Raw genomic sequence first — 21,769 nt, 5'->3', positions numbered from 1 at the left:
TCGTGTCCGGATCCGAGCACAGCCCCGAGGACACCGGGCCGGTCGGCGGCCGGCGGCGGGAGCTGCCCGCCGTCCCGCCGGCGCGTCCGCGCCCGGCCACGGGGGAGCAGCCGACGCACCACCCGACCACCGAGATCGACCTGACCCAGGGGTTCCCGCCGGTCAAGCACGAGACCACGGAGATCGACCTGTCCGGTGGCTGGCCGCAGCACCTCAAGATCCCGCCGCGCCGCCCCGGCGCGCCGCGCGCCCGCGGCCGGGTCCTCGGCGTCGACGTCGGGACCGTCCGGGTGGGCCTGGCGCTGTCGGACGCCACGGGCACGCTCGCCAGCCCGCTGGAGACCCTCCGCCGGGCCAAGGACAAGGCAGACCTCGACCGGCTCGCCGCGCTGGTGGTGGAACACGAGGTGACAGAGGTGGTCGTGGGAGAGCCGGTGCACCTGTCGGGCGCGGCCGGTGTCTCCGCGCAGGATGCTGCCGATTACGCACAGGAACTGGCCGACCGCATCCCGGACGTGCCGGTGAACCTGATCGACGAGAGGCTCTCGACCGTGACCGCAGCCAGCCACCTCCGGGAGGGCGGCATCGACAGCCGTCGCCAGCGGGCGGTGATCGACCAGGCCGCGGCCGTGGTGATCCTGCAGCAGTACCTGGACAGCCGGAAGGCGCCCTCGTGACGGCGCCCGGCGGACGGCCGCCGCGGGGGAGGCACGCGTTCGACGACGGGACCGGTGGCATGCCGTTCCCGTTCCCGACCGGCTCCGGTTCCCCTGTCGGCGGCTTCCCGCCGGGCCGCACCGCGTACCCGCGGCACGCCGGCGACCAGACCGGGCCGCTGGGCGCGTCCGGCTGGGCGTCGCCGGGGTTCCCGATGACCTCCCGGCACGGGGACGGGGACGGGCACGGCTACGGCGCCCAGCACCCGTCCGCCCCGCTGCCGCCGCTGCCGACCGGTGCGTGGGGTCGGCTGCGGCCGCGCGAGGACGCCGTGGGCGACGACGCCACCGTCGCCGCGCCCCGGCTGTCCACCGGACCCGACGACACCCCGGACGAGACGCCGGCCGCACCCGGCCCCGCCTCGGCGGACGACCCGACCGGCGGGCTGGACGTGATCGGCGCGAACGTCGACGACGACCGGACGGGCTGGCAGGACGACGACGCCGCCCACGGGGCCACCGCGGTCGACGGGGACCACCTCGACGACGGCGCCCTGCTGCACGACGACGAGATCCCGATCGCGCCCTACGACTCGCGCAGCGACCGGGACCGGCGGCGCCGGCGCCGCCGCCCGCTGGCGATCGCGCTGGTCGTCCTGGTGCTCGGCGGCATCGTCGCCGGCATCGTCGTCGGCGGCCAGCAGCTGTTCTCCATGCTCGACCCGGCCGCGCGCGACTACACCGGCACGGGCAGCGGCAGCGTGGACGTGCGGGTGCAGCAGGGGGACACGCTCACCGACATCGCCCGCACCCTGGCCGACGCCGACGTCATCGCCTCCACCGGGCCGTTCGTGAGCGCCGCCCAGGAGAACCCGGCGGCCACCTCGATCCAGCCCGGTGTGTACACCCTCCGGGAGCAGATGAGCGGCGAGGCCGCACTGGAGCTGCTGCTGGACCCGGCCTCCCGGCAGATCTCCCGCGTGACGGTGCCCGAGGGGTTCACGGTCGACCAGATCCTCGCCCGGCTCGCGGAGCAGACCGGCACACCGCTCGCGGAGCTGGAGGCGGCGGCCGATCCGGCGGCGTTGCCGCTGCCCGCGTATGCGGGTGGGCAGCTGGAGGGCTACCTCTTCCCGGCCACCTACGACTTCGAGCCCGGCACCACGCCGCAGCAGATGCTGCAGCGCATGGTCGAGACCTTCAACCAGACGGCCGCCCGGCTGCGGCTGGAGGAGCGGGCCGCCGCCCTCGGGCGGACCCCGGGCGAGATCGTGACGGTCGCCTCCATGGTGCAGTCGGAGACCCGGCTGGACGAGGAGCGGCCCGACGTCGCCCAGGTGATCTACAACCGGCTCGACGCCGGCATCGCGCTCGGCATCGACGCGACGCTGGCCTACGGGCTGGACAAGAGCGGCAACGAGCTCACCGTCACCGATCTCCAGACCGACAGCCCGTACAACACGCGCACGCGCCAGGGGCTGCCGCCCACCCCCATCAGCTCGCCGGGGGAGGCCAGCCTGGAGGCGGCGCTGGCCCCGAGCAGCGGCGACCTCCTGTACTACGTGCTCGAGTCGGAGGACGGGTCGCACTTCTTCACCAGCGACTACGCCGAGTTCCAGCAGGCCCGCCAGCGGTGTGCCGACGCCGGTCTCGGGTGCGGTGGCTGAGCGGCCGCAGCGGGCAGCGGTCCTCGGGCGGCCGGTCGGCCATTCGCTCTCGCCGCTGCTGCACCGCGCCGCCTACGCGGCGCTCGGGCTGGCCGACTGGTCCTACGACGCGCTCGACGTGGGTGCCGGGGACCTGCCCGACCTGCTGGCCGGGCTGGGCGAGGAGTGGCGCGGCTTCTCGGTGACCATGCCGTGCAAGCAGGCCGCGGTCGAGGTCGCCGACGAGGTGGAGCCGCTCCCGCGGCTGCTGGGCGCCGCGAACACCCTGGTCCGCACCGGGGCCGGCTGGCGGGCCGAGAACACCGACGTCACCGGCGTGGGCACCGCCCTGCAGGTGGGCGGGGTCGACCAGGTGGGGCACGCCGCGATCCTCGGCGCCGGGGGGACCGCGGCTGCCGCGGCGGTGGCGCTGGCCTCGCTGGGGGCCGACCGGGTCGACGTCGTCGTGCGCGAGCCCGCCCGCGCCGGTGAGGTGGTGCGGGTCCTCGACACCCTGGGCGTGCCCACGCGGGTGCTCCCCCTGGCCGGGGTGCGCGTCGAGGCCCCGGTCGTCGTCAGCACCGTTCCGGTCGACGGTCAGCCTGCCGTCGCCGCGTTGGAGTGGCGCGGAGGGCAGACGGTGCTCGACGTCCTCTACGCACCCTGGCCCACGCCGCTGGCCGAGCGCGTCTCCGCCGCCGGCGGCGCGGTGATCAGCGGGCTGGAGGTGCTGTTCTGGCAGGCCACCGTGCAGGTGGAGCTCATGACCGGCCGGCCGGCCCCCATCGGCGCGATGCGCGCGGCGCTCGACGCGCGCTGACCTCCCCGCCGTGGACGTCTCCCGCCCCGTCCTCGCCGGGGTCGCCGTGCTGGCCGGGCTCCTCGTCGGGCCGGCGCTGGCGCGCAGCACCGTCCGGCTGGCCACCCGCGACGATGCGGCGGCGCCGTCCGGCTCCCGCACGGCGCTGACCGCTGCGCTGACCGCGGGCCTGCTCACCGCCGCCGTCCTGCTCGGGGGCGGCCGCCCGGCCACCGCCGCGCTGGTGTGGGCCGCGGGCGCGGCGGTGGTGCTGGCCGGCGTCGACCTCGCCGCCCACCGGCTGCCCGACCGCGTCCTCCTCCCGGCGGCCGTCGTCTGCGGCGTGGCCCTGCTCGTCGACGCCGCCGTCCTCGGCACGTGGGGGGCGCTGGTCCGGGGCGTCGCGGCGGGGGCCGCCGCGCTGGCCGTCTCCGGTGCGGCACGGCTGGCCGCCCCGGCCGCCCTCGGTCTCGGTGACGTCAAGCTGCTCGGCCTGCTGGGGCTGGTGCTCGGGTGGTCCGGCTGGGGGGTGCTGCTCGCCGGGCTGTTCCTCGGCCTGGTCACCGGCGCCGCGGTGTCGGTGGTCCTGGTGGCCACCGGGCGGGCGGGGTGGCGCAGCACCGTGCCGTTCGGCCCGCCGCTGCTGGTCGGTGCCGTCCTGGCGCTGGCGGTCGGCGGCGTCCCAGCCCCCTGACGGCCACCCTTCCGGGGCCCGCCCGAGCCCGCGAGGGAAGGGGGGAAGGGTGGTCCTTCTAGAATTGCCGGCATGTTGCGCTGGCTGACCGCCGGTGAGTCGCACGGCCAGCAGCTCACCGCCATCCTCGAGGGGCTCCCGGCCGGGGTCGAGGTGGCGACCGCCGACCTCGACCTGCAGCTCGCCCGCCGCCGGCTCGGGCACGGGCGGGGCGCCCGCATGTCCTTCGAGCAGGACGTCGTCACCCTCACCGGCGGGGTGCGCCACGGCCGCACCCAGGGCGGCCCGATCGCGGTGCAGGTGGGCAACACCGAGTGGCCCAAGTGGCAGACGGTCATGTCCGCCGACCCGGTCGACCCCGAGATCCTCGCCGGCCAGGCGCGCAACGCGCCGCTCACCCGGCCCCGCCCCGGTCACGCCGACCTCGCCGGCATGCAGAAGTACGGCTTCGACGACGCCCGCCCGGTGCTGGAGCGCGCCAGCGCCCGCGAGACGGCCGCCCGGGTGGCGCTCGGCGCGATCGCCCAGGCGTTCCTGCGCCAGGCGCTCGGCGTCTCGGTGGTCAGCCACGTCGTCGGCATCGGCCCGGTCGTCGCGCCCGACGGCATCGTGCCCGGGCCCGACGACAACCCGCGTCTCGACGAGGACCCGGTGCGCTGCGCCGACCCGGGCACCAGCGCACGCATGACCGCCGAGATCGACGACGCCCGGAAGAACGGTGACACCCTCGGCGGGGTCATCGAGGTCGTCGTCCACGGGCTCCCGCCGGGCCTGGGCAGCCACGTGCACTGGGACCGCCGCCTGGACGCCCGGCTGGCCGCGGCGCTGATGGGCGTGCAGTCGGTCAAGGCCGTCGAGGTCGGCGACGGGCTGGAGACCGCCCGCCGCCGCGGCTCGGTCGCCCACGACGAGATCGTGCTCGCCGACGCGGACGCCGGCGCCGGCGTGCAGCGGGTGCAGCGGCTCACCGACCGGGCCGGTGGCATCGAGGGCGGGATGACCAACGGCGAGGTGCTGCGCGTGCGCGCCGCGATGAAGCCGATCAGCACCGTGCCGCGCGCGCTGCAGACCGTCGACGTCGCCACCGGGGAGGCCGCGGTCGCGATCAACCAGCGCAGCGACGCCTGCGCGGTGCCCCGCGGCAGCGTGGTGATGGAGGCGATGGTGGCGCTGGTGCTGGCCGACGCGGCGCTGGAGAAGTTCGGCGGGGACTCGGTGGCCGAGACCCGGCGCAACGCGCGGGCCTACCTCGACTCCCTGCCGTACCGGTGAGCGGGCCGGCCCTGGTCCTCGTCGGCCCGCCCGCGTCGGGGAAGACGACGGTCGGCACGGCCGTCGCCGATGCGCGGGGGCTGGCGTTCCGGGACACCGACCGCGACGTCGAGGAGGCGACCGGGTCGACCGTCGCCGACCTGTTCGTCCAGCACGGTGAACCGCACTTCCGCGCGCTGGAGGAGCAGGCGGTCGCGCGGGCGCTCGCCGACCACACCGGGGTGCTGGCGCTCGGCGGCGGGGCGGTGACCAGCGCCGCCACCCGCGAGCTGCTGGTCACCCACGGCAGCGCCGGCGGGGCCGTGGTCTGGCTCGACGTCGACGTCGCCTCCGCCGCGCGGCGCGTGGGGCTCTCCCGGGACCGGCCGCTGCTCGCGGTCAACCCGCGCGCCATGCTGCGCACCATGCTCGAACAGCGTGCGCCGCTCTACACGGAGGTGGCCACGCACCGGGTCGCCACCGCGGGGCGGTCGCCGGAGGAGGTCGTCGCCGAGGTGCTCGCCGTCCTGACCCCGGAGGAGGCCCGGTGAGCCGTCGCGTCGCGGTCGCGGGGGAGCAGCCCTACGAGGTCGTCATCGGTGCCGGCGCCCAGACCGAGCTGGCGCTCGTGCTGGCCGGCACGGCGAAGGTCGCCGTCGTCCACGCGCCACCGCTGGCCGCAGCGGCCGGCGCCGCGGTCGAGACGCTGCAGACCGCCGGTGTGGCCGCCGAGGCGGTCGTCGTCCCCGACGGCGAGGCCGCGAAGACCGCGCAGGTCGCCGCCGAGGTGTGGGAGGAGTTCGGCCGGCTCGGGCTGACCCGCTCCGACGCCGTCGTCGGGGTGGGTGGGGGCGCGGTCACCGACCTGGCCGGTTTCCTGGCCGCCACGTGGACCCGCGGCATCCGCGTCGTGCAGGTGCCCACCAGCCTGCTCGGCATGGTCGACGCGGCCGTGGGCGGCAAGACGGGCATCAACACCGCCGCCGGGAAGAACCTCGTCGGCGCCTTCCACCCGCCGGCCGCCGTGCTGGCCGACACCGACCTCCTGGCCGGGTTGCCCGAGGCGGAGTTCCGCGCCGGGCTGGCCGAGGTGGTCAAGTGCGGGTTCATCGCCGACGGCCGCATCCTCGAGCTGCTGGACGCCGATCCGACCGGCCGCCGGGACACCGAGGAGCTCATCGAGCGTGCGGTGCGGGTGAAGGCCGCGGCGGTGGGGGAGGACCTGCTCGACACCGGGGTGCGCGAGTTCCTCAACTACGGCCACACCCTCGGCCACGCGATCGAGCGGGTCGAGGACTTCGGCTGGCGGCACGGCGAGGCCGTCGCCGTCGGCCTCGTCTTCGCCGCCGAGCTGGCCGGGCAGGCGGGCCTCCTGACCCCGGCGGAGGTCGCGCGGCACCGCACGCTGATCGCGGCGATGGGGCTGCCGACCAGTTACGCCGGGGACTGGGCGCGCCTGCAGCAGGTGATGCGGGTGGACAAGAAGGCGCGAGGCGCGTCGCTGCGGTTCGTCGTCCTCGACGGGCTCGGCCATCCCAGGATCCTGACCGACCCGCAGCAGGCCTGGCTCGATGCGGCGTGGGCCGCAGTATCGGAGACGCCATGACCATCCAGGTGCTCAACGGCGCCAACCTCGGCCGGCTCGGCACGCGCGAGCCCGAGGTGTACGGCACGACGACCTACGCGCAGCTGGTCGAGCTGGTGGAGACCGCGGCGCGGGAGCTCGGCGTCGACGTGCTGGTGCGCCAGACCGACGACGAGGGCCAGCTGCTGCGCTGGATCCACGAGGCGACCGACGCCGGTGACCCCATCGTGGTGAACCCCGGCGGCTGGACGCACACCTCGGTGGTGCTGCACGACGCGCTGGCCGCGGTGGGCGCACCGGTGATCGAGGTGCACATCAGCAACATCCACCGCCGCGAGGAGTTCCGCCAGCACTCCTACGTCTCCCGGGTCGCCGACGGGGTGATCGCCGGGCTCGGCGTGCACGGCTACGTGCTGGCGCTGCAGTGGATGACCCTGCGAGGCGTGTCGTGAGCCGGGACACCGCGCGGGAGGCCGCCCGGCGTGACGCGCTGCGGACCGCCGCGGCCGGGCGCGGCCTGGACGCGGTGCTGGTCACCAACCTGCTCAACGTCCGGTACCTGACCGGCTTCACCGGCTCCAACGGCGCCCTGCTGCTGCGGGTGGACGGCGGGGACGTGTTCGGCACGGACGGGCGCTACACCACCCAGGCCGGCGCGCAGGTGCCCGACGTCGAGCTGCTCGTCGACCGGGCCACGGTGCCGGCCCTGGCCCGGGAGGCGGTGCGGCGCGGCGCGGGGCGGATCGGTTACGAGTCCCACGACCTCACCGTCGACGGGCTGCACGGCCTGGAGCGGGTGCTGGCGGACGCCGCCGCGGGTGGCACGGTCCCGGAGCTGGCCTCCGTGCGGCGGGCGGTAGAGGGGCAGCGGGCGATCAAGGACGACACCGAGGTCGAGTACCTGCGCCGCGCGTGCGCCGTCGCCGACCAGGCGCTGGCCGAGCTCGCCGCCGAGGGGTCGCTGCGGCCGGGGCGCACCGAGCTGGAGGTCGGCCGCGAGCTCGACGCGCGCATGCTGGCGCTCGGCGCCGAGGCGCCGTCGTTCGAGACGATCGTCGCCACCGGCGCCAACTCGGCGATCCCGCACCACCGCCCGGACTCGACCGTCCTGCGTGAGGGCGACTTCCTCAAGCTCGACTTCGGCGCCACCGTGGACGGCTACCACTCCGACATGACCCGCACCCTGGTGCTGGGCCACGCGGCCGACTGGCAGCGGGAGATCTACGAGCTCGTTGCCGCCGCCCAGGCCGCCGGCCGGGCCGCGCTGGCGGTGGGCGCCGACGTCGTCGCGGTGGACGCCGCCGCCCGCGACGTGATCGTCGCCGCGGGCCACGGGGAGCACTTCACCCACGGCCTCGGCCACGGGGTGGGGCTGGAGATCCACGAGGCGCCCGGCATCGGCCCTCAGGGCGCGGGTAGGCTTGCCGCCGGTATGGCCGTCACCGTGGAGCCAGGCGTGTACCTGCCCGGCCACGGCGGTGTCCGGATCGAGGACACCCTGATCGTCACCGACGACGCGCCCGAGTTGTTGACCCTCACGAGCAAGGAACTGCTGGTCCTCTAGATGGCTACCACCAACGACCTGAAGAACGGCATCGTCCTCAACCTGGACGGCCAGCTCTGGACCGTCACCGACTTCCAGCACGTCAAGCCCGGCAAGGGCGGGGCCTTCGTGCGCACGACGCTGAAGAACGTGCTGTCGGGCAAGGTCGTGGACAAGACCTTCAACGCCGGCACCAAGGTCGAGACGGCCAACGTGGACAAGCGGTCGATGACGTACCTGTACAAGGACGGCACCGACTTCGTCTTCATGGACGGCGACACGTTCGACCAGATCTACGTGCCGGCGGAGACGGTCGGCGGGGGCGCGGACTACCTGCTCGAGAACACCGAGGTCATCGTGGCGGTGCACGACGGCACCCCGCTGTACGTCGAGCTCCCCGTCACCATGGAGCTCGTCGTCGAGCACACCGACCCGGGGCTGCAGGGCGACCGCTCCACCGGCGGCACCAAGCCCGCCACGTTGGAGACCGGCGCGCAGATCCAGGTGCCGTTGTTCATCACGACCGGCGAGAAGCTGAAGGTCGACACCCGCGACGGCCGGTACCTCGGCCGCGTCAACTGAGCGCGGGCCAGACGCGTGGCTGCACGGTCCAAGGCCCGCAAGCGCGCCGTGGACGTCCTGTACGAGGCCGACGTCCGGGGGCGGGACCGGTTGGAGCTGCTCCGGGAGCGGGTCGCTGACGGCAACCCGCCGGTCCCGGAGCACACCATCCGGCTGGTCGAGGGCGTCGATGAGCAGGGCGCGCGCATCGACGCGCTGATCGAGGCGCACACCTCCGGCTGGTCGCTGGAGCGGCTGCCCGACGTCGACCGCGCGATCCTGCGGATGGCCACCTTCGAGCTGCTCTGGGTCGACGACGTGCCCGACGCCGTCGTCATCGACGAGGCGGTGGAGCTGGCCAAGGCGCTCTCCACCGACGAGTCGCCGAAGTACGTGAACGGCGTCCTCGGCGCCATCCTCGCCGCCGAGGTCCCCACGGCCTAGCGAGGGCGCACGGCACCGACGAGGTGGGCCCGGAGGGTCCGGCGAGGAGCGTGCGGACACGCTCGTCGCCGGTCGGGAACGGCCATTGGCCGCGGTGTCGTCCGGAGGACGACGATGTCATTGCAGGTCGCGGCGGGCGAAGAGCCAGATGCCGGCGCCGAGGATCACCGTGGCGAACGCGCCGACGACCAGGCCGCCCTGCAGGTTCGTGACCAGGTAGGTCGGCGGTCCCTCGGGCCCGGTGCTCATGACGCTGTAGTCGACGACCGGGACGCCGCCGGGGACGACGAGGGCGACCGCGTTGGTCGACAGCAGCCAGCGCTCGAGCATGGGGTCGTAGATCCGCAGCGCGGTCTCGACGATCGCGAAGTAGACGAACCCGATGCCGAGCGCCGCCCCGGTGTTGCGCACCAGGTTGGCCAGCCCGAAGCCGATCAGCGCGACGAGGACGCCGAGCACGACCCCGCGCCCCTGCGCGGCCAGCAGCTCTCCCCAGAACCCTTCCGGCAGAGCCTGGTCGGTGCCCACGAAGGTCCGCAGGACCCAGGCCATGACCAGCCAGGCAACCTGGGCCGCCACGCCGATGACCAGCGCGGCCAGGACCAGGACGCCGATCTTCGTGCCGATGACCCGCAGCCGGTTCGGCACCCAGAACAGCAGCGCCACGATGGTCCGGGTGGACCACTCCGCGCCGATCCAGGTGGCGCCCACGAGGAAGGCGAGCACCGCGGCGGCGGCCGCGAAGCCGATCGCGCCGGGCTCCCCGAGCGCGCCGAGGTCGAAGGGGGCCTTGTCGAGGAAGTCCTCGACGCGCCAGGCGGAGGCATCCAGCGGTGGGCCGCAGAACTGGTCGACCGGCTCGCCGACGTTCTCGGCCTCGATCGCGCAGTCCGCGCGCCAGGCCTCCTCGCTGGCGATGATCTCGTCCATGCGCTCGCGGGCGGCGGCGTAGTCGGCGTCGGTCGGCTCGCCGAACTGGAGCAACCCGATGACGATCGCAGCCAGCCAGCCGAGGACGGCCAGCCCCAGCAGGACCTGGATGAACCGGCGGGCGGTGAACCGGTGCAGCTCAGCCCGGAACAGGCTGCCGCCCCGCCGGGCCGACGTCGGCTCGGGCGAGGCAGTCGGCTGCTCGGTCACCGCGCTCATGCCTGGCCCCCGGTGATGGCGAGGAACGCGCTCTCCAGGTCGGGGGTCACGCGGACCAGCTCCTCGACGTAGTGGCCGTGCTCGGCGAGCACGCGGGTGATCTCGCCGGTGGCGGGCGCGCCGTGCACCAGCACCTGGCCGTCGGGCGCGGGAGAGAGGCTGAACCCGGCGGCGCCGAGCACCGCGGCCGCGGCCGCCGGGTCGGGGACCGCCACGCGGACGTCGCCCGTGCCGGCCTGGGAGAGCACCGAGGCGACCGGTCCGGAGGCCACCCGCCGGCCGCGGGCCAGGATCGTCACGGAGTCGCACACCTGCTGGATCTCGGCGAGCAGGTGGGAGGAGACGAGCACCGTCGTCCGGCCGTCGGACCCCAGGCGTCGGATCAGCTCGCGGACGTCGCGGATGCCGGCGGGGTCCAGCCCGTTGCTCGGCTCGTCGAGGATCAGCAGCCGGGGCGCCTTGAGCAGCGCGGCGGCGATGCCGAGGCGCTGCTTCATGCCGAGTGAGTAGCCCTTGAACCGGTCGTCGGCCCGGTCGCGCAGGTCGACCAGCTCCAGGCACTCCTCGACGCGGGCCCGCGCGACGCCGGCGGTCTCGGCCAGCAGGCGCAGGTTGCGCCGGCCGGAGAAGCCGGGGAAGAACAGCGGTGTCTCGACCAGGGCGCCGACGTCGCCGATCACGCCGGACAGGCCGGCGGGCACCGGGCGGTCGAGCAGTTGCATGTTACCGGCGTCGACGCGCACCAGCCCGAGCAGCGCCCGGATCGACGTCGTCTTGCCCGAGCCGTTCGGGCCGAGCAGGCCGTGGACGCCGCCGGTGTCGACGGTCATGTCCAGCCCGTCGAGCGCCTTGTGCGGCTGCCCGCCCTTCCCGCGGTAGGTCTTGGTGACCCCCGCCATCTGCACCGCCGGCATGCGGCCTCCCTGCTCGTCCGGGCCGGGCACCCGGCTGGCAGCACAGTGGCACACGTGGTGCTGCGGGAACAGTGTCCCGACCTGCGTGTCGAGACCGGGCCGGGCCGTAAACGACGAGGGCCCCCGCCGATCGGCGGGGGCCTTCGTGACTCGCTGGGTGGAGCCGGTCGTCAGCGGGGTGCGCGCCGGCGGTCGCCCCAGGCGGACTCGTCGACGTCCTCCTCGAGGTCGTCGTCGCCACCGGAGCTGACGATGCCCTCCATGCCGGGGGAGAGCACCCCCCACTCGATGAGCCGGGAGGTGAGCTCGTCGGGGCTCATGTCGTAGATGATGGCCAGCGACTTCAGGTCCTCGGCGCGGATCGAGAGGACCTTGCCGTTGTAGTCGTGCCGCTGGGCCTGGATGGTCGAGGCGTAGCGGGCCAGCGGGCCGGCCTCGTCCGCGGGCAGGGAGCCCAGCGACTCCAGGTTCAGGACGATCTTGTTCGTCGAGGTGACCGCGGAGCTGGGCCGCGGGTCGGGCAGCAGCTCGGAGACCGGGACGCCGTAGAAGACGGCGAGCTCGGAGAGGCGCTGCACGGTCACGGCGCGGTCCCCGCGCTCGTAGGAGCCGACCACGACCGCCTTCCAGCGGCCGTGCGACTTGTCCTCCACACCCTGCAGGGAGAGGCCCTGCTGGTTGCGGATCGCGCGAAGCCGGGCGCCGAGGGCCCGTGAGTAGTCGGTGCTCATCGCTGTCTGCTCACTGTCCGTCGTCTCGGATCGAGGTTGTTCGTCACGCAGCGTACGTGCGAAGCGGGGATCACAACAGGCGGGTGGACGCGAAAGCGCAGGTTGGTGCCGGGGCAGGCGCTGCCCCGGGCGCCGCGCCGGGCGACCACCCCGGGCGCAGGGCCGGGCACCGGGCCGGGCGCCGGCGGGACGCGAGCGGACGTGCAGTACCGTCGACCGCGGTCCGACCACTCCTTTAACGACCCGTCCAGTGAGGCGGGGAAGGAGGCCTCATGGCCCGCTCACCCGAGCCTGCCCGCAGCCCGTCTCCCGGCAGCGCCCCCGGCACCCTGCTCTCCTCCGCCGACGTCGCCCGCGTCGTCGACCGCATGGCCCACCAGCTCATCGAGCGGGCGGCGAGCCTCCGGGCCGACGACGGCGCCGACCACGCCGACGGCGGGCTCTCCGACCTGGTCCTCGTCGGCATCCCGACCCGCGGGGCCCCGCTCGCCCGCCGCCTCGCCGCGCGCATCGAGGCGTTCACCGGCACCGCGGTGGACGTCGGCACCGCCGACATCACCCTGTACCGCGACGACCTGCGGCTGCGCGGCGTCCGGGCCCTCGAGCCCACCGTGCTCCCGGACGCCGGCATCGACGGCCGGCTCGTCGTCCTCGTCGACGACGTGCTCTTCTCCGGGCGCTCGGTCCGGGCGGCGCTCGACGCGCTGCGCGACCTGGGCCGCCCGCGCGGCGTCCAGCTGGCGGTGCTGGTCGACCGCGGGCACCGCGAGCTGCCGATCCGGGCCGACTTCGTCGGCAAGAACGTGCCGACCGCACGCAGCCAGCAGGTCAAGGTGCACCTGCAGGAGGTCGACGGCATCGACGAGGTCCTGCTGACCGAGGGGGAGGGCGCGTGAAGCGGCACCTGCTGGAGGCCGCGGACCTCGACCGGGACGACGCGACGCTGGTGCTGGACACCGCGGCCCAGATCGACGCGGCCCTGGCCGGCCGCGAGGTGAAGAAGCTCCCGACGCTGCGCGGGCGCACGGTGGTCAACCTCTTCTACGAGGACTCCACCCGGACCCGGATCAGCTTCGAGCTCGCCGCCAAGCGCCTCTCCGCCGACGTCATCAACTTCTCGGCCAAGGGCAGCAGCGTCTCCAAGGGGGAGAGCCTCAAGGACACCGCGCTCACCCTGGAGGCAATGGGCGCCGACGCCGTCGTCGTCCGGCACTCGGCCTCCGGTGCGCCGCACCGGCTGGCGAACTGGGTGCGCGGCAGCGTGGTCAACGCCGGCGACGGCACCCACGAGCACCCCACCCAGGCGCTGCTGGACGCCTACACGATCCGGCAGCGGCTGGGGCGGCTCGACGGCGTCCGCGTGACGATCGTCGGCGACGTCCTGCACAGCCGGGTGGCCCGCTCCAACGTGGGGCTGCTGCACACGCTGGGAGCGCAGGTCACGCTGGTCGCGCCGCCGACGCTGCTGCCGGTGGGCGTGGGCAGCTGGCCGGCGGAGGTGGGCTACGACCTCGACGCCGTGCTCCCCAAGAGCGACGTGGTGATGATGCTGCGGGTCCAGGCCGAGCGGATGAACGCCTCGTTCTTCCCCAGCGCCCGCGAGTACAGCCGCCGCTACGGCCTCGACGCGCCGCGGATGGCCGCGCTGCCCGACGAGGCGATCGTCATGCACCCCGGCCCGATGAACCGCGGCATGGAGATCGCCGCCGAGGTGGCCGACTCCGTCCGCTCCACGATCGTCGAGCAGGTCGCCAACGGGGTCTCCACCCGCATGGCCGTGCTCTACCTGCTGCTCGGAGGGAACACGTGAGCACCTACCTGATCACGGGGGCCAGGCCGCTGGGCGGCGACCCTGCCGACATCCTGGTGACCGACGGCCGGATCGCCGCGGTCGGCGCGTCGCTCGACGTCCCCGGCGCCGAGGTGGTCGAGGCCGCCGGTCTGATCGCGCTGCCCGGCCTGGTCGACCTGCACACCCACCTGCGCGAGCCCGGCCGGGAGGACGCCGAGACCGTGGAGACCGGCAGCCGCGCCGCGGCGCTCGGCGGGTTCACCGCAGTGCACGCGATGGCCAACACCGATCCGGTCGCCGACACCGCCGGCGTCGTCGAGCAGGTGTGGCGGCTGGGGCAGGAGGCCGGGCTCGTGGACGTCGTCCCGGTCGGCGCCGTCACGGTCGGGCTGGCGGGGGAGCGGCTGGCCGAGCTCGGCGCGATGGCCGACTCCGCCGCCCGGGTGCGGGTGTTCTCCGACGACGGGCACTGCGTCGCCGACCCGGCGCTCATGCGGCGGGCGCTGGAGTACGTGAAGGCGTTCGACGGTGTGGTCGCCCAGCACGCGGAGGAGCCGCGGCTGACCGCCGGCGCGCAGATGCACGAGGGCGACCGCTCGGCCCGGCTCGGCCTGACCGGCTGGCCGGCCGCCGCGGAGGAGGCGATCATCGCCCGCGACGTGCTGCTGGCCGAGCACGTCGGCGCGCGGCTGCACGTCTGCCACGTCTCGACCGCCGGGTCGGTGGAGATCCTGCGCTGGGCGAAGTCCCGCGGCGTGCAGGTGACCGCCGAGGTCACGCCGCACCACCTGCTGCTCACCGACGCCTGCGCCGAGTCCTACGACCCGGTCTTCAAGGTCAACCCGCCACTGCGCACCGACGCCGACGTCGAGGCACTCCGGGCGGGCCTGGCCGACGGCACCATCGACGCCGTCGGCACCGACCACGCCCCGCACGCGGTGGAGGACAAGGAGAGCGAGTGGGCGCAGGCCCGGCCCGGCATGCTCGGGCTGGAGCAGGCGCTCTCGGTGGTGATCGAGACGATGGTCGAGCCCGGTCGCCTGGACTGGGCCGGCGTCGCCGACCGCATGTCGGTCCGGCCCGCCGCCATCGGCCGCCTCGGTGAGCACGGCCGGCCGATCGCCCCCGGCGAGCCGGCCAACCTGGTGCTCGTCGACCCGGCCGCCCGCGCGGTGGTCGACCCCGCGGCGCTGGCCAGCCGCAGCCGCAACAGCCCCTATGCCGGCCGGGAACTCCCCGGCCGGGTGGTCGCGACGTTCCTGCGGGGGACGCCGACCGTTCTGGACGGAAAGGCAGTCAAGTGACAGAAGCGCTCCTCGTGCTCGAGGACGGGCGCACGTTCCGGGGCGAGGCCTACGGAGCGACGGGGACGACGGTCGGCGAGGCGGTGTTCGCCACCGGCATGACCGGCTACCAGGAGACGCTGACCGACCCCAGCTACGCGGGCCAGATCGTCGCAATGACCGCCCCGCACATCGGCAACACCGGGGTCAACGGCGAGGACGACGAGAGCAGCCGCATGTGGGTGGCCGGCTTCGTCGTGCGCGACCCCGCCCGCCGCCCGGCCAACTGGCGGGCCACCGGCACCCTCGACGACGAGCTGGTCGCGCAGGGGGTCGTGGGCATCAGCGGGATCGACACCCGCGCGCTCACCCGCCACCTGCGCGAGCGCGGCGCGATGCGCGCCGGCATCAGCACCGAGCTGACCGCCGAGGAGCTGCTGGCCCGCGTCACCGCGGCCGAGGGCATGACCGGCGCCGACCTCGCACCGACGGTGAGCACCGGCGAGCCCTACGTCGTCCCGGCGGTGGGGGAGAAGCGGTTCACCATCGCCGCGCTCGACCTGGGAATCAAGACGGCGACCCCGCGGCACCTGGCGGCGCTCGGCGTCGAGACCCACGTACTGCCCTCGACGGCGACCGCCGAGGAGCTGCTCGCGGCCGGCCCGGACGGGGTGTTCCTCTCCAACGGCCCCGGCGACCCGGCCGCCGCCGACTACGCCGTGGAAGCGGTGCGCGGGGTGCTCGACGCCCGCCGGCCGCTGTTCGGGATCTGCTTCGGCAACCAGATCCTCGGCCGCGCGCTGGGCCTGGGCACCTACAAGCTGCGCTTCGGGCACCGCGGGCTCAACCAGCCGGTGCTCGACCGGGTCAGCGGGACCGTCCGGGTGACCAGCCACAACCACGGGTTCGCCGTGGACGCCCCGCTGGACCGGCCCACCGACACCCCCTACGGGCAGGTCGAGGTCAGCCACGTGGGCCTCAACGACGACGTCGTCGAGGGCCTGCGGCTGCTCGAGACGCCGGCCTTCAGCGTGCAGTTCCACCCGGAGTCGGCGGCCGGCCCGCACGACGCCGCACCCCTGTTCCAGCGCTTCGTCGACCTCATGCAGTCCGCCCGCGACGGCGAGGCCCGCGCCGGCGGGCCGGCACCGCAGGTCCAGTCCAGCACGGGGGAGAAGAACTGATGCCCAAGCGCACCGACATCGAGCACGTGCTGGTGATCGGCTCGGGGCCGATCCTGATCGGGCAGGCCGCGGAGTTCGACTACTCCGGCACCCAGGCCTGTCGGGTGCTCCGGGCCGAGGGGCTGCGGGTCAGCCTGGTGAACAGCAACCCGGCGACGATCATGACCGACCCGGAGATCGCCGACGCCACCTACATCGAGCCGCTGACGCCGGAGTTCGTCGAGAAGGTCATCGCCAAGGAGCGGCCCGACGCGCTCCTGGCCACCCTCGGCGGCCAGACCGCGCTCAACATCGCCATCGGCCTGTACGAGAACGGCGTGCTGGAGAAGTACGGCGTCCGGCTCATCGGGGCCGACGTCGCCGCGATCAACCGCGGTGAGGACCGGCAGCTGTTCAAGGACATCGTCCGCTCGATCGGCGCCGACGCCCCGCGGTCGCGGGTCTGCGGCACCGTCGAGGAGGCGCTGGAGACCGCCGAGGAGGTCGGCTACCCGGTCGTCATCCGGCCGAGCTTCACCATGGGCGGCCTCGGCTCGGGCTTCGCCACCGACGAGCCGATGCTGCGCCGCATGGCCGCCCACGGGCTGGCCGACTCCCCGGTGCACACGGTGCTGATCGAGGAGTCGGTGCTGGGCTGGAAGGAGTACGAGCTGGAGCTGATGCGCGACCGCAGCGACAACGTGGTCGTCATCTGCTCGATCGAGAACATCGACGCGATGGGCGTGCACACCGGCGACTCGGTGACCGTCGCCCCGGCGATGACCCTCACCGACGTCGAGTACCAACGGATGCGCGACGTCGGCATCGCGGTGCTGCGCGAGGTCGGCGTCGACACCGGCGGCTGCAACATCCAGTTCGCCGTCAACCCGGCCGACGGCCGGATGGTCGTCATCGAGATGAATCCGCGGGTCTCCCGCTCCAGCGCGCTGGCGTCCAAGGCGACCGGCTTCCCGATCGCGAAGATCGCGGCGAAGCTCGCCATCGGCTACACGCTCGACGAGATCACCAACGACATCACCGGCGTCACCCCGGCGGCGTTCGAGCCGACGCTGGACTACGTCGTGGTGAAGATCCCGCGGTTCGCCTTCGAGAAGTTCCCCGGCGCCGACCCCCGGCTGACCACGACGATGAAGAGCGTCGGCGAGGTCATGGCGATGGGGCGGAACTTCCCGGAGGCGCTGGGCAAGGCGATGCGCTCCACCGAGACGAAGGTGGCCGGCTTCTGGACGGGGACGCCGGATCCCCGTTCGGCCGAGGAGCTGCTGGAGGTCCTGCGCACCCCGGTCGACGGCCGGCTCTACACCGCGGAGCGGGCGCTGGCCGCCGGTGCGACGGTCGAGCAGGTCGCCGAGGCCAGCGGGTTCGATCCGTGGTTCGTCGACCAGATCGTGCTGGTGCAGGAGGTGGCGGCCGAGGTCCGCGACGCACCGGCCCTGACGCCGCAGCTGCTCCGGCGGGCCAAGCGGCACGGCCTCTCCGACCGGCAGATCGCCGCGCTGCGGCCGGAGCTCGCCGGCGAGGACGGCGTCCGGGTGCTGCGCTGGCGGCTGGGCGTGCGGCCGGTCTACAAGACCGTGGACACCTGCGCCGCGGAGTTCGCCGCCCGCACGCCGTACCACTACTCGTCCTACGACGAGGAGACCGAGGTGCAGCCGCGGGAGAAGCCGGCGGTGCTGATCCTCGGCTCGGGCCCCAACCGGATCGGGCAGGGCATCGAGTTCGACTACTCGTGCGTGCACGCGGTCATGGCGCTGCAGGACGCCGGCTACGAGGCGGTGATGGTCAACTGCAACCCGGAGACCGTCTCCACCGACTACGACACCGCCGACCGGCTGTACTTCGAGCCGCTGACGTTCGAGGACGTCCTCGAGGTGGTCGAGGCCGAGCGCGCGGCCGGCCCGGTGGCCGGGGTCATCTGCACCCTCGGCGGGCAGACCCCGCTGGGGCTGGCGCAGCGGCTCAAGGACGCCGGGGTGCCGGTGCTGGGCACGTCGCCGGAGGCGATCGACGACGCCGAGCACCGCGGGGCGTTCTCCCGGGTGCTGGCCGACACCGGCCTGCTCGCCCCGAAGCACGGCACGGCGACGACGTTCGCCGAGGCGCACGAGGTCGCCTCCGGCATCGGGTACCCGGTGCTGGTGCGACCCTCCTACGTGCTGGGCGGGCGCGGCATGGAGATCGTGTACGACGACGCCACGCTCGAGGCGTACATCGCCAAGGCCACCGAGGTCAGCGCCGACCACCCGGTGCTGGTCGACCGGTTCCTGGAGGACGCGGTCGAGATCGACGTCGACGCGCTCTACGACGGCACCGACCTCTACCTGGGCGGGGTCATGGAGCACATCGAGGAGGCCGGCATCCACTCCGGTGACTCGGCCTGCGCCCTGCCGCCGATCACCCTCGGCTCCGCGGACCTGCTGAAGATCCGCGCGGCGACAGGGAAGCTGGCCGAGCGGATCGGCGTCCGCGGGCTGATGAACGTCCAGTACGCGATCAAGGACGACATCCTCTACGTCATCGAGGCCAACCCGCGGGCCAGCCGCACGGTGCCCTTCGTCTCCAAGGCGACGGCGGTGCAGCTGGCCAAGGCGGCCGCGCGGATCGCCGTCGGCGAGTCCATCGCCGACCTGCGCGCCGCCGGCGTGCTCCCGGCCACCGGCGACGGCACCGACCTGCCCGACGACGCGCCGATCGCAGTCAAGGAGGCGGTGCTGCCCTTCCACCGTTTCCGCACCGTCGAGGGGTTCGGGGTGGACACCGTGCTGTCCCCGGAGATGAAGTCCACCGGCGAGGTCATGGGCCTGGACGCGCAGTTCGGAACGGCGTTCGCCAAGTCGCAGGCCGCCGCCTACGGCTCGCTGCCGACCGAGGGCACGGTGTTCGTGTCGCTGGCCAACCGGGACAAGCGCTCCGCGGTCTTCCCGATCAAGCGGCTGGCCGACCTGGGCTTCCGCCTGCTGGCCACCACCGGCACGGCGCAGGTGCTGCGCCGCCACGGGGTGGCCGCCGAGGTGGTCGGCAAGTTCAGCGAGGGCCCGGGCAACATCGTGGAGCTCATCCAGGCCGGCGACGTCGACCTGGTGTTCAACACGCCGTTCGGTGCGCCGGGCAACAGCGGCCCCCGCCTGGACGGCTACGAGATCCGCACGGCCGCGGTGAGCGCCGGCATCCCGTGCATCACGACGGTGCAGGGCATGGCGGCCGCGGTCCAGGGCATCGAGGCGCTGCGGCAGGGCGGCATCGGCGTGCGCAGCCTGCAGGAGGTGCACGCGGCGCTGGCCGGCGGCACGCACGGCGGGCCGAGCAGCTTCGCCGGGACGGGGGCGTGACGACGCCGTCGCCGGGTGCGGTCCAGGGGCTGCGCGACGACCTCGTCGCGCGCGGCCTCCTGGAGGGGCTGCCGGCGGCGTTCGCCGCGGGGGTCACCCGGTTCGGGCGGCCCCCGCGGCCGGAGCTCGACGCGCTGACCGGCGCGGCCACCGACCTGGCCGCCCGGCTGGCCTCCGGGGCGGCCGGCGAGGACGACCTGCCGCTGTTGACCCGGGTGCTCTTCTTCGCCCGGCAGCCCGAGCTGCTGGCCGCCCACGGGCTGCCCACGCCGGCGTACGACGTCCTCGGGTCCTTCCGGGAGAACCTCGACCGGCCGCTCGGCCCGCGGCTGCCCGAGCGGCCGACGGCAGGCGGCCGGCGCTGGCAGCTGCTGGGGCGCACCGTGGGCTTCCCGATCGGCGTGCCCGCCTGCGTGCTCAACGGCAGCGAGGCGTGGGTGCGGCACAACGCGGCCAACGGCTGGAACGTGCTGACCTACAAGACCGTCCGCGGCCGCGCCCACCCGCCCAACGAGCAGCCGAACTGGGTGTTCGCCGCCCGGGAGACCGCCGGCCTCCCGCCGGGAGCGGACGCCGACGTGGTCGCCGACCCCTGGGACTGGGTCGCGCCGGGCTCGCCGGCGGTCAGCAGCGTCAACTCCTTCGGCGTCCCCTCCCCGGCGCCGGAGGAGTGGATGCCCGACCTGGCGCGCGCCGTCGACGCGGTCGGCGACGAGCAGCTGCTGCTGGTGAGCGTCATGGGGGAGGGGAACGGGCTCGACCTGGTCGAGGACTTCGCCCGGACCGCACGCCTGGCGCAGGAGGCCGGGGCGTCGGTCGTCGAGCTGAACCTGTCGTGCCCGAACACGCTGTCGGCCTCCGGGAGCGGCGTGAAGCCGCCGCTGTGCCTGGACCCCGACGCGACCGTCGCCGTGGTGGAGGCGGTGCGCCGGGCGCTGGACGACCGCACCGGGCTGGTGGCGAAGCTGTCCTGGCTCGACGAGGCCCGGCTCGCGGCCCTGGTGCCGCGGCTCGCCCCGCTGGTCGACGGCATCGCCGGGATCAACACGCTGCAGAGCCGGGTGCGCCGCAGGGACGGCAGGCCCACCTTCCCCGGCCGCGAGCTGGCCGGGCTCTCGGGCATCGCGGTCCGCGACTCCGCGCTGGACTTCACCCGGCGGCTCGTCGCGCTGCGGGAGGCCGGCGGGGTGCCCTTCGACGTCCTCGCCATGGGCGGGGTCACCGACCCGGCGTCCTTCGAGGCGATCTTCACCGCCGGCGCCGACGCGGTGCAGTCCGCGGCCGGCGCGTTCGCCGACCCGTTCCTCGCCCAGCGGTGCGTCGCCGCCCTGGGCGAGACCCTGCCCCGAGCCGTGGAGGCCCCGTGACCGACCCCTTCGGGCAGCGCCTGTCGGCCGCCGTCGCCGAGCGCGGCCCGCTCTGCGTCGGCATCGACCCGCACGAGCAGCTGCTGCTCGACTGGGGGGTGGGGAACTCGCTGGACGGGCTCCGCCGCTTCACCGACGCGGTGGTCGAGGCGCTCGCCGGCACGGTGTCCGTGCTGAAGCCGCAGCTGGCCTTCTACGAGCGCTTCGGCTCCCGGGGGATCGCGGTGCTGGAGGAGGCGGTCACCGCCAGCCGTGCTGCCGGCGCCCTGGTGCTGCTCGACGCCAAGCGCGGCGACATCGGCTCGACGATGGCCGCCTACGCCGACTACCTGAGCGACCGCCACCCGCTGCAGGTCGACGCGATGACCGTCAGCCCCTACCTCGGGCCGGAGTCGCTGGCGCCCGCGGTCGCCACGGCGAGCGCCGCCGGCGGCGGGCTGTTCGTCCTCGCCCGCACGTCCAACCCCGACGCGGCCGCCCTGCAGCACGCCGTGGTGGGGGAGCGGTCGGTCGCCCAGGTCGTCGTCGACACCGTCCGCGGCTGGAACGTCTCCGGCGGGACGGCGGACAGCGGATTCGGCCCGGCCCTGGGGTCCTTCGGCGTCGTCGTCGGCGCCACGCTCGAGCAGCTCGACGTGGACCTCGACGGGCTCGGCGGGCCGATCCTGGCGCCCGGCCTCGGCGCCCAGGGGGGCACAGCGGCCGACCTGCGCCGGCTCTTCGGCGCCGGGCGCGCCGCCGTGCCGACGGTCTCCCGCGACGTGCTCGGCGCCGGTCCGGACCCGGCCGCACTGCGCGCCGCCGCGGAGCGCTGGACAGAGGCGCTGGCCGCGTGAGGCGG

At 74.6% G+C, this 21,769-nt stretch carries 21 protein-coding genes; 18 read left to right on the top strand and 3 right to left on the bottom strand.

Going from position 1 to position 21,769, the window contains the following annotated elements; all coding sequences use genetic code 11:
- Nucleotides 1-2: 2 nt before the first annotated feature.
- The 11 genes from ruvX (at nt 3) to nusB (ending at nt 9,179) form a co-directional block, all read left to right on the top strand.
- A complete protein-coding gene (gene ruvX / locus ACI799_RS11320; RefSeq protein WP_456597736.1) occupies nt 3-677 on the top strand; it encodes a Holliday junction resolvase RuvX in 675 nt (224 codons plus the stop codon).
- A gap of 59 nt (nt 678-736) precedes the next feature.
- Nucleotides 737-2,323, top strand: coding sequence for an endolytic transglycosylase MltG (gene mltG / locus ACI799_RS11315; RefSeq protein WP_456613095.1), 1,587 nt, complete (start codon nt 737-739; stop codon nt 2,321-2,323).
- Nucleotides 2,316-3,122, top strand: coding sequence for a shikimate dehydrogenase (locus ACI799_RS11310; RefSeq protein WP_456588651.1), 807 nt, complete (start codon nt 2,316-2,318; stop codon nt 3,120-3,122). The genes mltG and ACI799_RS11310 overlap by 8 nt, the downstream gene beginning before the upstream one ends.
- 10 nt (nt 3,123-3,132) lie before the next feature.
- Complete coding sequence (locus ACI799_RS11305; RefSeq protein WP_456588652.1) at nt 3,133-3,795, top strand: prepilin peptidase; 663 nt, start codon at nt 3,133-3,135, stop codon at nt 3,793-3,795.
- A 72-nt stretch (nt 3,796-3,867) separates the two neighbouring features.
- Nucleotides 3,868-5,067, top strand: coding sequence for a chorismate synthase (gene aroC, locus ACI799_RS11300; RefSeq protein WP_456588653.1), 1,200 nt, complete (start codon nt 3,868-3,870; stop codon nt 5,065-5,067).
- Nucleotides 5,064-5,597, top strand: a complete 534-nt coding sequence (locus ACI799_RS11295; protein ID WP_456588654.1) for a shikimate kinase — start codon at nt 5,064-5,066, stop codon at nt 5,595-5,597. Before aroC ends, ACI799_RS11295 begins: the two co-directional genes overlap by 4 nt.
- Nucleotides 5,594-6,652: a 3-dehydroquinate synthase gene (aroB, locus tag ACI799_RS11290; protein WP_456588655.1), complete on the top strand. Its 1,059-nt coding sequence runs from the start codon at nt 5,594-5,596 to the stop codon at nt 6,650-6,652. Before ACI799_RS11295 ends, aroB begins: the two co-directional genes overlap by 4 nt.
- On the top strand, nt 6,649-7,083 hold the full coding sequence (gene aroQ, locus ACI799_RS11285) for a type II 3-dehydroquinate dehydratase (protein WP_456588656.1): 435 nt from the start codon (nt 6,649-6,651) through the stop codon (nt 7,081-7,083). Before aroB ends, aroQ begins: the two co-directional genes overlap by 4 nt.
- Nucleotides 7,080-8,195: a M24 family metallopeptidase gene (locus ACI799_RS11280; protein ID WP_456588657.1), complete on the top strand. Its 1,116-nt coding sequence runs from the start codon at nt 7,080-7,082 to the stop codon at nt 8,193-8,195. The genes aroQ and ACI799_RS11280 overlap by 4 nt, the downstream gene beginning before the upstream one ends.
- Nucleotides 8,196-8,756 (top strand): elongation factor P, encoded by a 561-nt coding sequence (gene efp / locus ACI799_RS11275; RefSeq protein ID WP_456597742.1) that lies wholly within the window; start codon nt 8,196-8,198, stop codon nt 8,754-8,756.
- Between the two features lie 15 nt (nt 8,757-8,771).
- Nucleotides 8,772-9,179 carry a transcription antitermination factor NusB gene (nusB, locus tag ACI799_RS11270; protein WP_456613094.1) on the top strand — a complete coding sequence of 136 codons (408 nt, stop codon included), beginning with the start codon at nt 8,772-8,774 and terminating at the stop codon, nt 9,177-9,179.
- A 117-nt stretch (nt 9,180-9,296) separates the two neighbouring features.
- On the opposite strand, the gene ACI799_RS11265 is transcribed toward nusB, so the two are convergent.
- The 3 genes from ACI799_RS11265 to bldD form a co-directional block, all read right to left on the bottom strand.
- Nucleotides 9,297-10,328 (bottom strand): hypothetical protein, encoded by a 1,032-nt coding sequence (locus ACI799_RS11265; protein WP_456588660.1) that lies wholly within the window; start codon nt 10,326-10,328, stop codon nt 9,297-9,299.
- Nucleotides 10,325-11,242, bottom strand: coding sequence for an ABC transporter ATP-binding protein (locus ACI799_RS11260; RefSeq protein ID WP_456613093.1), 918 nt, complete (start codon nt 11,240-11,242; stop codon nt 10,325-10,327). The genes ACI799_RS11265 and ACI799_RS11260 overlap by 4 nt, the downstream gene beginning before the upstream one ends.
- Before the next feature lie 170 nt (nt 11,243-11,412).
- A complete protein-coding gene (gene bldD / locus ACI799_RS11255) occupies nt 11,413-11,973 on the bottom strand; it encodes a transcriptional regulator BldD (protein ID WP_456588662.1) in 561 nt (186 codons plus the stop codon).
- 272 nt (nt 11,974-12,245) lie between these two features.
- Between bldD and pyrR the strand changes: the two genes are divergently transcribed.
- Genes pyrR through pyrF form a run of 7 tightly spaced genes read left to right on the top strand, consistent with a single transcriptional unit; the run spans nt 12,246 to nt 21,764 of the window.
- Complete coding sequence (gene pyrR / locus ACI799_RS11250; RefSeq protein WP_456588663.1) at nt 12,246-12,869, top strand: bifunctional pyr operon transcriptional regulator/uracil phosphoribosyltransferase PyrR; 624 nt, start codon at nt 12,246-12,248, stop codon at nt 12,867-12,869.
- Nucleotides 12,866-13,783, top strand: a complete 918-nt coding sequence (locus ACI799_RS11245) for an aspartate carbamoyltransferase catalytic subunit (protein ID WP_456588664.1) — start codon at nt 12,866-12,868, stop codon at nt 13,781-13,783. Before pyrR ends, ACI799_RS11245 begins: the two co-directional genes overlap by 4 nt.
- Nucleotides 13,780-15,069 (top strand): dihydroorotase, encoded by a 1,290-nt coding sequence (locus ACI799_RS11240; RefSeq protein WP_456588665.1) that lies wholly within the window; start codon nt 13,780-13,782, stop codon nt 15,067-15,069. Before ACI799_RS11245 ends, ACI799_RS11240 begins: the two co-directional genes overlap by 4 nt.
- The gene (gene carA, locus ACI799_RS11235) at nt 15,066-16,232 is read left to right on the top strand and encodes a glutamine-hydrolyzing carbamoyl-phosphate synthase small subunit (protein WP_456588666.1); all 1,167 of its coding nucleotides are present in this window, start codon (nt 15,066-15,068) and stop codon (nt 16,230-16,232) included. Before ACI799_RS11240 ends, carA begins: the two co-directional genes overlap by 4 nt.
- Nucleotides 16,232-19,561 (top strand): carbamoyl-phosphate synthase large subunit, encoded by a 3,330-nt coding sequence (gene carB / locus ACI799_RS11230; RefSeq protein WP_456588667.1) that lies wholly within the window; start codon nt 16,232-16,234, stop codon nt 19,559-19,561. Before carA ends, carB begins: the two co-directional genes overlap by 1 nt.
- On the top strand, nt 19,558-20,928 hold the full coding sequence (locus tag ACI799_RS11225) for a dihydroorotate oxidase (RefSeq protein WP_456613092.1): 1,371 nt from the start codon (nt 19,558-19,560) through the stop codon (nt 20,926-20,928). Before carB ends, ACI799_RS11225 begins: the two co-directional genes overlap by 4 nt.
- Complete coding sequence (pyrF, locus tag ACI799_RS11220; RefSeq protein ID WP_456599361.1) at nt 20,925-21,764, top strand: orotidine-5'-phosphate decarboxylase; 840 nt, start codon at nt 20,925-20,927, stop codon at nt 21,762-21,764. Before ACI799_RS11225 ends, pyrF begins: the two co-directional genes overlap by 4 nt.
- Nucleotides 21,765-21,769: the final 5 nt, after the last annotated feature.

Source organism: Blastococcus sp. SYSU DS0753 (genome assembly GCF_054051175.1).
The sequence above is the reverse complement of the archived record's forward strand: the minus strand, read 5'-3'. Positions and strand labels throughout refer to the sequence as shown.